Origin of the sequence: Flavobacterium sp., assembly GCF_040402895.1 — a bacterium.
GTDB lineage: Bacteria > Bacteroidota > Bacteroidia > Flavobacteriales > Flavobacteriaceae > Flavobacterium.
The window spans coordinates 181197-195740 of sequence record NZ_JBBALR010000003.1 but is presented as its reverse complement, the minus strand read 5'-3'; the positions used below and the strand labels follow the sequence as shown (position 1 = coordinate 195740).

The 14544-nt window shown below is 31.5% G+C and carries 9 protein-coding genes; all 9 read right to left on the bottom strand.

Translation table 11 applies throughout. The features are described 5' to 3' along the window. A partial coding sequence (locus ABWP60_RS04860) for a TonB-dependent receptor (protein ID WP_353149313.1) occupies positions 1–3093 on the bottom strand: 3093 nt, incomplete at its 3' end. An 82-nt stretch (positions 3094–3175) separates the two neighbouring features. Continuing rightward, on the bottom strand, positions 3176–4813 hold the full coding sequence (gene pgi / locus ABWP60_RS04855) for a glucose-6-phosphate isomerase (RefSeq protein WP_353149310.1): 1638 nt from the start codon (positions 4811–4813) through the stop codon (positions 3176–3178). Between the two features lie 11 nt (positions 4814–4824). Further along, on the bottom strand, positions 4825–6057 hold the full coding sequence (locus tag ABWP60_RS04850) for a M23 family metallopeptidase (protein ID WP_353149308.1): 1233 nt from the start codon (positions 6055–6057) through the stop codon (positions 4825–4827). Between the two features lie 14 nt (positions 6058–6071). Then, the gene (locus tag ABWP60_RS04845; RefSeq protein ID WP_353149306.1) at positions 6072–6992 is read right to left on the bottom strand and encodes a tryptophan 2,3-dioxygenase family protein; all 921 of its coding nucleotides are present in this window, start codon (positions 6990–6992) and stop codon (positions 6072–6074) included. Between the two features lie 8 nt (positions 6993–7000). Then, positions 7001–7771 (bottom strand): DUF3108 domain-containing protein, encoded by a 771-nt coding sequence (locus ABWP60_RS04840; protein ID WP_353149303.1) that lies wholly within the window; start codon positions 7769–7771, stop codon positions 7001–7003. A gap of 383 nt (positions 7772–8154) precedes the next feature. After that, complete coding sequence (gene hppD / locus ABWP60_RS04835) at positions 8155–9318, bottom strand: 4-hydroxyphenylpyruvate dioxygenase (protein WP_353149300.1); 1164 nt, start codon at positions 9316–9318, stop codon at positions 8155–8157. Between the two features lie 54 nt (positions 9319–9372). Continuing rightward, positions 9373–10530, bottom strand: a complete 1158-nt coding sequence (locus tag ABWP60_RS04830) for a homogentisate 1,2-dioxygenase (protein ID WP_353149297.1) — start codon at positions 10528–10530, stop codon at positions 9373–9375. 198 nt (positions 10531–10728) lie between these two features. After that, positions 10729–12222: an APC family permease gene (locus tag ABWP60_RS04825; RefSeq protein ID WP_353149294.1), complete on the bottom strand. Its 1494-nt coding sequence runs from the start codon at positions 12220–12222 to the stop codon at positions 10729–10731. Positions 12223–12291: 69 nt separating this feature from the next. Then, positions 12292–14541 (bottom strand): patatin-like phospholipase family protein, encoded by a 2250-nt coding sequence (locus tag ABWP60_RS04820; protein WP_353149291.1) that lies wholly within the window; start codon positions 14539–14541, stop codon positions 12292–12294. Positions 14542–14544: the final 3 nt, after the last annotated feature.

The window sequence follows — 14544 nt, the reverse complement described above, 5'->3', positions numbered from 1 at the left end:
GTTTGTGAAGTTTAAGATATCTGCTCTAAATTGAAAAGATTGTTTTTTACCTTTAATTTTTAAGAAGAAATCTTGCGTTACAGAGAAATCTAAACGGTGTAACATTGGTAACTCAGAAGCATTTCTGTCCACGTATTGTCCACGTTTTCCTTTTAAATAAGAATCTTGTTCAATGTATTTATCGAAAGCTTCTGCTTGTTGAGCGGCAGTAAATAAAACTTGAGTTACACCACCAAAAGTTTGAGTAATATCCACAAATCTTAGTTCAGAAGCATTATTAGGTACGTATAATAAATCATTTCCATTTACGCGGTCACCATTGATGTCACTTCCATACGTATAGGTGTAAGGACTTGCTTTTTCTCCAACATAACCAATGTTAAAAGAAGTAGATCCTCCATATTTAGATCCGTAATTTAATTTATAACCTAATAAACCTACAATTCTGTGTGGTGTATTGTTATTTGAATTAGATAAATCTAAATTGTTATTTCCTAAAACAGATCTAGCACCTGTCCATGAACCTGAAGCAATTGAACCTGCAGATAATAAATCTTGCGCATTTGAATAGGTGTAGGCAACTGATCCCCAAATTCCATTTTTATAAGGATATTCTAATTTAAATGTAGTAGAATAAAAATAACCTTGGTTTGAATTTGATAATACAATGGCGTTAGAAACATTATTATTTACTCTAGCTCCTGCATCAGTTCCTGAATAGAAAGGTCTGTTGTCACCAGCGTTATTAATTGTTCCAACTGGAGCAGCTAAATTGGCGTTGTAATAAAACACTTCATTGATGTTTTTACTGTAAATTCCTTCAAAAGTACCTACAAAGCCAAAAGGTAATTTTTGGTCTATAGCAAGATTTGTTTTCCATGCTTGTGGAAATTTAAAATCAGCATCAGTAAAAGCCAAATCAAATGTTGACGGTAATTGAGGTGTGCTAGGAGTAAAATATTGACCAGGATTTGCTGTAAATCCGTAACCTCCCGCTACTAAATCTGCGCCACTTACGTCAATAAAACCAGTTAATACCCCATTGTTTCCAATAGCATTAGATAAAAACACAAGTGGTGGTCTACCTGTAAAGATTCCTGTTCCACCTCGAACAATAGTTTTGGCATCTTTGTTCACATCAAAGTTAAATCCAAATCTTGGCTCAAATAAGTATTGTGTTTTTGGCATATCTCCTGTATTGAATTTTTCGCCATTTGCAAAAGTCATTGCAGTAACCGCTGGATTTTCTAATGCAGTATCAACCAAACTAACCGCTGTAGCTCTAATTCCGAAAGTAAGTTTCAAATTATCTGCAGCTTTGTACTCATCTTGAGCATATATATCAATTTTATTTGATTTTAAAACCTGCATTGGTTCTGCACCACCAGGTAATGCAGAATATCTGAATTGAAATCTTGATGGTAAATTTGCCGCTGTTGTAGCTGGCGCACCATTATTAGCAACTGTTTCAGCTACAGCTCCTTGGAAAGCAGCTAAACTATCAAAGATATACACTCCATTTGAAGCTGGGAAGAAATTGTTATTTGAAATAAATCTTTCATAATTTGCTCCAAATAATAGTGTGTGTTTTCCAAAATTACCAGTAATATTATTGGTAAAGTGTAGTGTAGAATAGTCTAATAAATTAGAAGGAGTAAAAGGATCTAAACCTGCAGAAATGTAATTATTTGCTCCTTTTTTAATATCAATAGTTGGAAAAAGTCCACCACCTTGTAAACCTCTATTTTCTAATTGTTTATCATATCCTGCAATAAAGTTATTAGACCATTTTTCTGAAATTTTCCAATCCCATTCTAAAACAGCAGATCTTGTATTATCTTCAATAACATAACCACTATTTTTGTATGACATAGAGAAAACGTTAGTTCTTCTGTTTCCAAAACCAGCTGAGTTTGAATTTGAAATTAATTCATCTGAACCTGAATCATGATGTACATAACGCGCTGTTAATTTATGATTGTCATTAATATTCCAGTCAATTCTAGCTAAAAACTTTTTAGATTCTTTAACGGCATCAAAATTTTCAAAAGCTCCTGTTTCGTATCCAAAAGAATTTTTTAATAAATTTGAAACACTTACTAAATCAGTATATGCTGTTTCAGAAACTTGCGAGCTACTATTTGGTGATCCTGATGAAGTCCAAGTTGTTGCAGGACTAATATTATCAATAGTTTCAAAGTTACCAAAGAAAAACAACTTGTCCTTGATAATTGGTGCCCCAATTCGTGCACCCCAAATTTTTTCTTCAAATTGTGAAGGCGTAATTTTTATATTTCCGGCTCTATCACCTAAATATTCTTTTTTATTATTTCTGAATGAATGATAAACAGAACTTTCAACTTCATTAGTACCACTTCTTGTTACAGCATTAATTCCTGAACCTGTAAAACCAGATTGTCTTACATCAAAAGGCGCAATGTTAACTTGAAGTTGTTCTATTGCATCTAATGAAATTGCAGTAGAACCTGTTCTACCTCCAGCTTGAGAATCTGAACCCAAACCAAAACCATTATTAAATACAGAACCATCAATTGTAAAATTATTTAAACGAGAGTCTTGCCCTCCAAATGTTCCGTTACTTCCAGCATTTGCATTGTATTTTGTAATACTGTTAATGTTTCTTGAACCAATAATTGGCACAGAGTTAATCTCTCTGTTAGAAAATTGCTGTCCAGCTCCTGTTTTACTTTTGTTAAATGCGTCTTTAGAATTAATAGAAACAATCTTAACTTCTTCAATAGAATTAATTGCGCTTTGCATCTCAATATTTATTACAATTGAGTTTCCTAATGGAGCAGTAATTTCTTCAATTACAAACGGATTGTAGCCCACATAATTTACTTTAATCGTGTAAGGACCACCTGGTCTTACAGAATTAGCCGAATAGTTTCCTTTTTCGTCAGCTGTCGAAAAGTATTTTGTTCCCGTAGGAACATGCTTAATTTCTACAACTGCAGCTGCTAGTGATTCACCTGTTGAAGATTTTACAGAACCAGTTATTGCTGATTTAGTAACTTGTGAAAAACCAAGGGCTGAAATAAATAGAAAAAACCAATAAATGTTCTTTTTCATGTTTCGTAAATTAAATATTATTTACAAAATTAGAATATTAATCAATAATCAATATTAGGAAAAGATTAACATTTGGTTGTTTTTAGTTAATAAATTTACTTATAAGAGTAGTTGTTGAACTATCATGATTTTTGATATTTCCACTTTCTATTTCACTTAAAATAGAATTAGCCAATTGTTTTCCAAGTTCTACACCCCATTGGTCATAACTATAGATATTCCAAATAATGCCTTGTACAAAAATTTTGTGTTCGTACATGGCTACTAATGCACCTAAACTTTCTGGAGTTAGTTTGTTAATTAATATGGTATTGGTTGGTTTGTTTCCTTCAAAAACTTTAAAAGGTATTAAATGTGCTACTTCAGCTTCTGTTTTACCTTGTGCTAAAAATTCAGAAAGTACTTGTTCACGAGATTTCCCTTTTAATAAGGCTTCTGTTTGCGCAAAAAAGTTAGACATTAATTTGTTATGATGATCTTTTTCGCCATAAAGTGGTTCAATAAAACCAATAAAATCTGTTGGAATTAGTTTGGTTCCTTGATGAATTAATTGAAAAAACGCATGTTGCGAATTGGTTCCTGGTTCGCCCCAAACAATTGTTCCAGTTTGGTAATTTACAGGTTTTCCATTTCTAGCAATAGATTTTCCGTTGCTTTCCATAATGCCTTGTTGTAAATAAGGCGCCAGTTTCTGTAAATACTGTGTATATGGAATTAATGCCTCTGTTTCGGCTCCAAAGAAATTATTATGCCAAATACTTAATAAGGCCAATACTACAGGAATGTTATTTTCAAAAGGCGTGTTTGCAAAATGTAGATCCATTTTATTTGCTCCTTTTAATAATTGGTTAAAATTTTCGTACCCAACAGCTAAACTTATAGTTAAACCAACGGCACTCCATAATGAAAATCTTCCGCCAACCCAATCCCACATAGGAAAAATATTTTCGGGAGCGATACCAAAGTTAGTTACGTTTTGCAAATTTGTAGAAACAGCCACAAAATGTTTGGCAATGTCTTTTTCAGTAGCTTGTTGCAAAAACCATTTTTTTACGGTTTCCGAATTGGTTAAGGTTTCCTGTGTAGTAAATGTTTTTGAAACGATTACAAATAAAGTAGTTTCTGGATTTAATTTTTTTAGTATTTCTTGTACATGGTCGCCATCTACATTAGAAATAAAGTGGGTATTTATATTATTTTTATAGAATTGAAGCGCTTCTACAATCATAGCAGGGCCTAAATCAGAACCGCCAATTCCAATATTTACTACATCGGTAAATGATTTTCCAGAATATCCTTTTGCCTCACCAGACACAATATAATTTGTAAAATCTTTTATTTTGTTTTTTGTAGAAAAAATTTCTGGCATTACATTTTGGCCTTCAAAAGTAACCATATCGCTTTCATTCGCCCGTAAAGCAGTATGTAGCACTGCTCTGTCTTCGGTTTCGTTTATTTTTTCTCCCGAAAAATACTTTGAAATAGCATCTGGCAAACCTACTTCATTAGCCAATTCAATTAACAACTCTATGGTTTCTTCCGTCCAATTATTTTTTGAAAAATCTACATAAAAATCATGCCACTCAATATTTAATTTTTCTGCTCTTTTGGCATCATTTTGAAACAAATCTTGAATAGATTGTTGTTCAATTTCTGAAAAGTGAGATTTTAATTTTTGCCAAGCTTTTGTTTCTGTTGGATTGATATGTTGTAATTTCATGATAAAATGGTTTATTCTTTAAATGTTTTTGAAGTGGTTTCGTCTAATTCTTTTTTAAGCGGTGCAATTGTAGCTAAATATTTTGTTTTTTGTTTTTTTGTCATCGGCTCCGAAGTAGGCAATTTTAAGCGTAAAGGATCCACTTGTACCCCATTTTTCCAAAAACGGTAACACACATGCGGGCCAGTAGCTAAACCAGTACTGCCAACTTTTCCAATAATTTGTCCTTGTGTTACGGATTGCCCTCTACGAACTAAAATTTTTGACATGTGTAGGTATTGTGTGGCGTATTTTCCGTTATGTTTTACTTTTACAAAATTTCCGTTTCCAGAAGTATATCCCGTGGCTTCTACCACTCCCGAAGCGGTTGTTTTTATTGGTGTTCCGTGAGGTGCGGCATAATCTGTGCCATTATGAGCTTTCCAAGTAAATTGTACCGGATGAAATCTTCGAGCTGTAAATTTTGAGGTTAATTTGAAAAAGGATAATGGCGCTTTTAAAAACATACTTTTGGCTCCCGAAGCTTTTTCGTCATAATATTCTACTTTTTTTTTATTCTCATTTAATTTATAAGGGAAAGCATATATTTTTTTCCCTTTATATTCAAAATAAGACGCCTCTACTTCGTCTACTCCTAAATATTCTCCGTTTTCAAAATATTTTTCTTTTATTGTTACGGCAAATTTATCTCCTTTTTTTAACTTGAAAAAGTCGATGGAATATTTATAAATTTGTGCTAATTCATTTGCTAAATCTGAGCTAACTCCTTTTCTAGACAAGGTTTCTGATAAAGATCCGTCTAACTCTGCCGCAATAGTTCTTCTTTTTATAATAGTAGGGCGTTTTTTTATTTCTACACGAATAGAATCTCTTAAATCCACCACTAAAAAGCTGGTTTTGTCTTGTACATAAACCAAAGCCTTTAAGTTTTTCTTGTTTTTTTTATCGGAAAAAGTAAAAAAAGCTTTACCTGCTCGGATGTTTTTTATATCGAAAGAGTCTTTGATTTTTTCAGTAACATCGAATGTTTTTAAACTATCGGGTAAAGTGTAGGTTTCTAAAATAGTACTAAACGTATCACCAGATTGTAAGGTGTCTTCCACCACAGAAAAGTCATTAAAAGTAAATCCATATTTTTTAATTATTGGGACTTTTTTTACAATTTTTTCTGCAGTTTTTTTGTCATTTACTTTATCTTGACAGGAAAACGTGAGTAATAATAAAGCGTATAATATATATTTCAAATCTTGTTTTTTAATTATTCTCCCCAGTTTTTTAATTCTTCATCGCTCCAAAGTTCTGGAAAGAAAATTCTTTTTTGGTATTTTGGTAGCATGTATTTTTTCCAATCACTTCCGCCGGTAGCTTCATGATTTCCGGGCACGCTTTCAATATATTTTTTTGCCGCATTAAAATGTCCCATCACCCAAGTAATGTTTACAGTTTTGTCATAATGACGCATAGCGGCTATTAATTCTGGGTTTTTTTGATCGTTTTCTGGTAATTGTTTAAATTTTTGCCAAAGATTTATAGTATTATATTCTTCCATGAAAGACAAAAATTCTTTTTTATATTTTCGTTCAAATTCGCCTAACAAATATGATTTTTCTCCTGTTTGATGATCTTTACCTGCGGCTTGCCAATACAAATGTTCTAAAGCATGTGTGTAAGACGTGTTCCTATCAATTGTGGCTCTAAAACGGAAATCTATCAAGTTAATTAAATCGGTTGATGCAAATTCAATCATTCTATATTGGGCACTTTGAAAGCCACTTGCAGGGGTTAAAGTGTTTCTAAATTTTAAATACTGCTCAGGTTCCATTCCTTCTTTCATAATGTCAAAAGAAGTGGTTAACATATCAAAATAGCGGCTAATTCTATTTAATCTTTCTGTAAAGAATTCAGTACTTGGTGCGGTATTATGGCACACTTGCTCCATTTCCCAAAGAATCATTTTAAATAGTAATTCATTTACTTGATGATACATAATAAACACCATTTCATCTGGTAGGGTAGAACGCTGAATTTGTAAATTTAAAAGCGCATCTGTTTGAATATAATCCCAATACGTTATTGGTTTTGCCCAAAGTAGTCCTTCTAAATGAGTTTCTGTTTTTTGATTTATTTTTTCGAACTTCTCATCTAATTGTTCGATTTTTTTCGAAATAGTATCTTGCAAAATAATAATTATTTAAAATTTATAGGATGTTTTAATCCTTTGTATTGATCAATATCTGCTTTTATAGAACCAACGGCTAAACTGGCCTTAACGCGTATTGGAATTTTATTATTGTCGTCTGATATCCATACGGTTAAACTCTCTTCTTCCTTAAAAACACGTCCTGCTTGAACTAATGGTTTAAAAATCATACAGTTTATTTCTCCAAATTTAGAGTTTATATTTTCTCTACCAACAAATTTTAGTTTAAATTTTGTAGTTTCATCGTCAAAAAACATATCTATTGTTATGGATTCACCTACAATTAATTTGTTAATTTTTGGATGGTTTCTTAAGTAATAAAAAGAAGAAACTATATCCTGAATGTTTTCAGGTACATGAAACGTTTTTTCTGTTTTGTTTTTATAGTCTTTTACTAAAACGGTATTGTTGTTTTGGTTGAAGTAGCCTTGTTGGTTTTTAGTATAGCCACCTTCGTTTATATTTCTAATAAACACATAAGGTTTGTTGGTTTCTTTATTGAAGTAACTTTCGTAGTTGTCCACTACTTTAAACATCATTTTTGTCATGCCAGTTGTGTAGCCTTTCCCAATAACATGGTGCATTTTTCTGCCATTTATTTCGGCATCTTTAACTTCTAAAGTGGCATATCCAGCATTTATTAGTCCGTAATGTATTCTTAATTTAAAGAATTCACCGATGGCGTAAGAATCTATTTCCTCAGTATCAAAAGAGTTTGAGAGTACAAACACACTTAAAAGCAAAATTATTCTTTTCATTTTATAAGTTTTTCTTTGAAGAATGCAATTATTGTTCCAAAGTTACAAAAAACAAAAAACCCAGTCAAATGAATTAACTGAGTTTTTATGTTTTAACCAACCAAAAACTATAAATTATGAAAACTTATACGCAATATGAGTCTACTACCTCTCAACTGCTCTGCAAAGATATGTTAAGATTTTATATTTTATTTAAAAAAAAACTAACTTTAACACTTTTAAAAGAAAAAAACGCAAAAAAGTTGGTTAAAATTTAACAAAACAAAAAAATAATCTATTTTTTTTGTGTATTTGGCAATATTATTTTTAACTATTTGGTTTTTAATGATTTAAAATTGGTGTTTTTTATTAAACAAGCAGCTACAAACAGCTGCTTATTATTTTTATAAAGTTCCTCTTTTGGCTTGTTCTCTTTCAATTGATTCGAATAAGGCTTTAAAGTTACCAGCTCCAAAACCTTTGGCGCCCATTCTTTGTATAACTTCAAAGAAAAGTGTAGGTCGGTCTTCAATTGGTTTGGTGAAAATTTGTAATAAGTAGCCTTCTTCATCCGCATCAATCATAATGCCTAATTTTTGAAGTTCGTGGATGTCTTCTTTAAATTTAGACATATGATCTTTCAATCTTTCTGGAATGGCATCATAATACGCTTGAGGTGGCGTACTTAAAAATTCTATTCCTCGTGATCGCATATCAGCCACTGTTGAAATAATATCATCTGTTGCCACTGCTATATGTTGCACGCCTTCGCCTTCATAGAAATCTAAATATTCTTCAATTTGAGAACGTTTTTTTCCATTAGCCGGTTCGTTAATTGGAAATTTGATTCTTCCGTTTCCGTTACTCATTACTTTCGACATTAATGCTGAATATTCTGTAGTAATTTGTTTGTCGTCAAAAGATAGGAAATTTACAAATCCCATAACATCTTCAAACCATTTTACGGCTTCATTCATTCTGTTCCAACCGGTATTTCCAACCATGTGGTCAATAAATTTTAACCCAACAGGCGCTGGATTATAATCCGATTTCCATTCTTGATAACCTGGCATGAAAATTCCGTTGTAATTTTTTCGTTCTACAAATACAAATACGGTTTCTCCATAAGCACCATAAATTCCAGCACGAACTACTTCGCCATCTTCATCTTTTTCTAAAATAGGTTCAAAATATGGTTTTGCGCCACGTTTTGTAGTTTCTTCAAAAGATTTGCGAGCGTCTTCTACCCAAAGTGCAATGACTTTAACGCCATCTCCATGTTTTTTAACATGTTCTCCAATAGGTGAATTGCTGTTTAAAGCAGTAGTTAGTACTAAACGTATCTTATCTTGTTTTAAAACATAAGAGGCTCTGTCTTTAACTCCAGTTTCTAATCCAGCATAAGCTAATGACTGAAATCCAAAAGCAGTTTTGTAAAAATGGGCCGCTTGTTTGGCATTACCCACATAAAATTCTACGTAATCTGTTCCTAATAAAGGCAAAAAATCCTGTGCTCCTTCAAATATTTTTTCTAAGCCGTATTCGACTGATTTTAAATCGTTATTCATAATTTTTTTATTTAAATGGTAAAAAATTAATTACCTAAAAGTTGTGTTTTAATTTTATTCCACCCAAGATTTGTAGTATTGACCATCGTCTAATCCCATTGCGGCTTCCGTAACCATTAATGGACGAAATGTATCTACCATGACAGCTAATTCTTTTGTATCGGTATGACCAATACTTCTTTCCATAGCTCCTGGTGCCGGTCCGTGTGGAATTCCTTTTGGATGTAAAGTGATATGACCTTGTTCGATATTGTTTCTACTCATGAAATCTCCATCCACATAATACAACACTTCATCAGAATCAATATTACTATGGTTATATGGAGCAGGAATTGATTTTGGATGATAATCATACAATCGTGGTACGAATGAACAAACTACAAATGTTGCTGTTTCAAAAGTTTGATGAATTGGCGGGGGTAAATGTACACGACCTGTAATAGGTTCAAAATTATGAATTGAAAATCCGTATGGGAAATTATATCCGTCCCAACCAATAACATCAAATGGATGAGTGGCATAAACAACTTCGTGCATCATGCCTTCTTTTTTAATTTTGATTAAGAAATCCCCTTTTTCGTCATAGGTTTCTATTTCAGAAGGTAATTTAAAATCTCTTTCGCAAAATGGCGCATGTTCTAAATGCTGACCGGATTCGTTTTTATATCTTTTTGGGGTATAAAAAGGAGTGCAAGATTCCACATAAAATAAGCGATTATCTTCTGAATGGAAATCAATTTGATATATCATTCCACGTGGAATAATTAAGTAATCTCCATATTCAAAATCTATATTTCCCATCATAGTTCTAAGTTTTCCAGAACCTTTATGGATAAATATCATTTCATCTGCATCTGCATTTTTATAAAAATAACTGCGCAATGATTTTTTTGGCGCTGCTAGTCCGATAATGCAATCTTTATTGACAAGCATGTCTGTTCTGCTTTCTAAAAAATCGTCGGCTGGTTTTAATTCAAAACCTTTTAATAATAGCGATTTAATGTTTTTACCAATGGCTATTTTTGGTTCAACAGAATAAGATTTTGTAATCTCTTTAACTTGTGTTGGTCTTTGAACATGGTATAATAATGAAGAATGTCCATGAAATCCTTCAGTACCAAAAAGTTGTTCATAGTATAATCCGCCGTTTGGTTTTTCAAACTGAATGTGTCGTTTGTGGGGGAATTCTCCTAATTTATGATATATTGGCATTTCTTTAAGTTTAAAAATTATGGGTTTAAAAGTCTTTTACAATACTTTTTTTATTAAAACGAAAAGAAGTAGTCTCACTCAGGATTTCTCTTGATGAGGAATTTCAAATGGGCTAATAATTCGTTCCAACTTTCCATATTACAAATATCGGAAAAATATATTATAAAAAAAAACGACTTCATTGAAGTCGTTTTTAAATTATTTTCTTTCGTTATCTAATCTTTCAAATTCTTCAGGATTATTTAATTTAGCATGTTTTTTACTGTAAAAGAAATAAACAGCGATACCAATAATTCCCCAAACAATAAACGCATACCAAGTTTCTTTTCTAACATAATACATTAAGAATAAATTAAAAGAAACGCCTAATGTACCTACTAGGTATAATGCAGGAGTTTTGTAGGGTCTTTCTAATTCTGGTTTTTTATATCTCAATATCATTACTGCGATACAAACCATGGCAAATGCTAATAATGTTCCCATTGAGCACATTTCTGAAACTTTATCTATAGGAGTAAACGCAGCAACAATCGCAATAATTGCTCCAACTAAATAGGTGCTTTTATAAGGTGTTTTGAAATTTGTGTGTAAATCTTTAAAGAATGGAGGTAATAAACCGTCTTTTGCCATTCCTAAAAAGATACGTGTTTGTCCTAACATCATTACTAACATTACAGAAGTTAAACCTGCAGTTGCAGCTATTGTTATGATAAATACCGCCCATCCTAATCCATTTTCAGCAAATGCTGAAGCTACAGGAGCTGACTTATCAAGTATATCATATTTTACCATTCCTGTTAAAACTAAAGATACTAAGATATATAAAACAGTACAGATTACCAATGAAGCTACAATGGCAAATGGAACATCTTTTTTAGGATTGATTGCTTCACCTGCTTGCGTTGATACTGCATCAAAACCAATATAAGCAAAAAATACAATAGTTGCCGCTGTCATTACACCACCAAAACCGAAGTTTACTTTTTCTACTCCGTCAACTATTGTTGTTGTTTCAGCTGGGATGAATGGTTGCCAATTTGCAGTATCAATATAAAATGCTCCCACTATTATTACAAACAATACTACCGCAATTTTTATAATTACAATAATATTATTCGTTTTTGCTGCTTCTTTAATTCCTTTTACAAGAATAGAAGTAACAATCAAAGTAATGATTAAAGCGGGTAAATTTATTGCAAATGAAGGAGCCTCTAACCCAGCAGCTATTGATTTTTCAGTAGCTGTAGCTAAATCATTACATAACCAAAGAGGTATATCTATATGAAATAAATGCAGCAATTTTACAAAATAACCGCTCCATGCAACCGCTACTGTTGTAGCACCCATCATGTATTCTAAAATTAAATTCCATCCAATAAACCAAGCAAAAAGTTCTCCTACAGTACCATAGGCATAAGCATAAGCAGAGCCTTCAACGGGAAGTACTGAAGCAAATTCAGCATAACATAATGAAGCAAATAAACACCCAATTCCAGCTATTACAAAGGAAAGGGCTAAAGCAGGACCTGCATAATCATGCGCTGCAATTCCGGTTAAGGTAAAAATTCCTCCACCAATAATGGCACCTATACCTAATGAAGTTAATCCCCATTTTGTAAGTACTCTTTTTAAATCATTTTTTTTCATATCAGCTTCAAAGGCTGATACCGGTTTAACTCTCCAAATAGACATAAAGTAATAATTTTTAGTTGCTTCAAATATAGGGTATTTTCAATTAAATAACCAAATCAAAAAAAATATTTAAAAAACGAATCCTAAATTCACCCAAAAAGCAGAAAAATGTGATTCAGGCGACCAATTATATTTTATTTCAATTGGGCCAATTAAGGTTTCTAACCCATAGCCCAAACCAAATCCAGTATAGGTAGGTTTGTTAAACCAGGTTTTTGTGGCTTTAAAAATAAAATCGCCCACAATTGACGCGTTATACGTTAAATTGATATGATTTTTTTTATAAAATTCGTAATCAAAAGTTCCGCTACTTTTGATGTATGAATTACCGCTTATACTTAAAAAATCATATCCATAAAAAGGTTGAATATTTGTATTTTCTTTAAATCCAACCCCACCCAAAGCAAAATCAAAATAGGGTAAAGTAGAATAACCAATTTTAAATCCTAATTCGTTCTGAAATACAAATGATAAGTTATTTATTGGAGTTAATGCAATCCCTAAATCTGTTTTAGAAATGGAAAATTTTGAAAATTGATTGGTATAATCCGATGAACTAAAATAGTAATTAAAGTTACTCTTTAAATACCATCCTTTTTTCGGGAAATACTTATCATCAAAAGTATCATGATTAAGATAACCAACAAAAGATAAATAATTGCTATTTTCTATTGTTTTGCTTGCATCATATAAATTCTCTGATTTTAAAAACAAATTTTGTAATTCTAATCCACCACCAATATTAAATTTTCTTACAAAAACAGTTTGAAGAAAAACTTTAGTATTAATACTGGAATAATCTATATTTATTTTTTCAAAAGCATTTGTCAAATATTTTTGAATTCCAAAAGCTGAATTTACATTTCTATTGAATTTATTTAAGCTGGAGTTAATTCCAAAACTAAAATAATACCCATTGTCAATTAAGTAATTAAAATCGTATCTAAAATTATCTCCAAAAACCAAATCTAGTGAAACCATATCATTTTTTGAGATAATTTTTTTCTGGGTGATATTTAGTAAAGCACCACTTTTATACAATTCATCATAATGAAGGGCAAATTTCAAAAAAGTATTTATTTTGTTTTCTCGTAAACTAATAAAAATGTCTTTTTCGTTAAATTGATATTTTACTGAACTAAAGTTTTGGGTGTTGCTTAAATTCTGAATGCCATTTTGAAAATCTTCAAAACTTATTTTTGTGTTGGGTTTAAATCGTAATTTTCCTAAAACATAGGCTCGAGTATAATTTTTTAGTTCTGTAAACGCAATATTTCCAATAAAAATAGAGTCTTTAACAGGTTTTAATGCCGGCTTTTGATAGGCTTTGTTTTGAAATTTTAATAATTCTGATAAAAAAATTTTCGTAGCATATTCACCATTTTCAATGATTTTCTTTCCATTTTCGAAGGATAAAACGGTATATCCTTTTATTTCAGGTTTTATGTAAACGTTTGTAAGCTGGCGCTTATTTTTCATTTGGGATTGAGTATTGAAATTTGAAATTTGTCCAAAAATAGTAGTGATACCTTGTAAGTCTTTTCTATCTTTTAATTCCTCTTGCACATCTACACCAATAATAAATTCTGCGCCTAATTCTTTAAGTTTTTCAACTGGATAATTATTTGTAACCCCGCCATCAATTAGTAATTTTCCTTCAACTTCTATTGGATAGAAAACACTTGGAATCGAGCTACTTGCTACTAATGCTTGCGGGAAAATGCCTTTATTTAACACTACTTCTTCTCCGGTTTCAATATCTGTTGCCATACAGAAAAACGGAATAGGTAATTTTTTGAAATCTCTAATATTTCTTACATGATAAGTTAATTTAGATAAAAAATTATAATTATAAAACCCTTTTGAAAGCGCGTTTGGTGTTTCTAATTTTAATTTTTTAAAAGGCAGTGATAATGCATAAATATCATCATTTCTTTTATTAAAAAGTAATTTAGATTTTCTTGGGATATAATCTTGAACTAAATCGTCTATGTTTAACGTTTTAAAAATAGAATCTAATTGTTTGGCAGTATACCCAGAGGCGTAAAGTCCGCCAACTATAGCGCCCATACTAGTTCCCCCAATATAATCTACTTTTATTCCTAAAGAATCAATTACTTTTAAAACACCAATATGTGCCAATCCTTTAGCTCCTCCACCAGAAAGTACTAAACCAATTTTGGGTTTTTTAATACTGTCTTGTGCCATTGAGTTTAAAGGCAAAAGTAAAAAGGCAAAAGCAAAAAGTATATAAAAAGAAAATGTACCACGAAGGCGATATTCTATTTTCTTTATTCTATTCACTTTTTTCTTAAACATAAG

Bases quoted from the DNA above. Each gene is read 5' to 3' on its own strand.
- ABWP60_RS04830 (WP_353149297.1), bottom strand. From the start codon at position 10,530: ATGCCAATATATCATAAATTAGGAGAATTCCCCCACAAACGACACATT.
- hppD (WP_353149300.1), bottom strand. From the start codon at position 9,318: ATGAATAACGATTTAAAATCAGTCGAATACGGCTTAGAAAAAATATTT.
- ABWP60_RS04840 (WP_353149303.1), bottom strand. From the start codon at position 7,771: ATGAAAAGAATAATTTTGCTTTTAAGTGTGTTTGTACTCTCAAACTCT.
- ABWP60_RS04820 (WP_353149291.1), bottom strand. From the start codon at position 14,541: ATGTTTAAGAAAAAAGTGAATAGAATAAAGAAAATAGAATATCGCCTT.
- ABWP60_RS04825 (WP_353149294.1), bottom strand. From the start codon at position 12,222: ATGTCTATTTGGAGAGTTAAACCGGTATCAGCCTTTGAAGCTGATATG.
- pgi (WP_353149310.1), bottom strand. From the start codon at position 4,813: ATGAAATTACAACATATCAATCCAACAGAAACAAAAGCTTGGCAAAAA.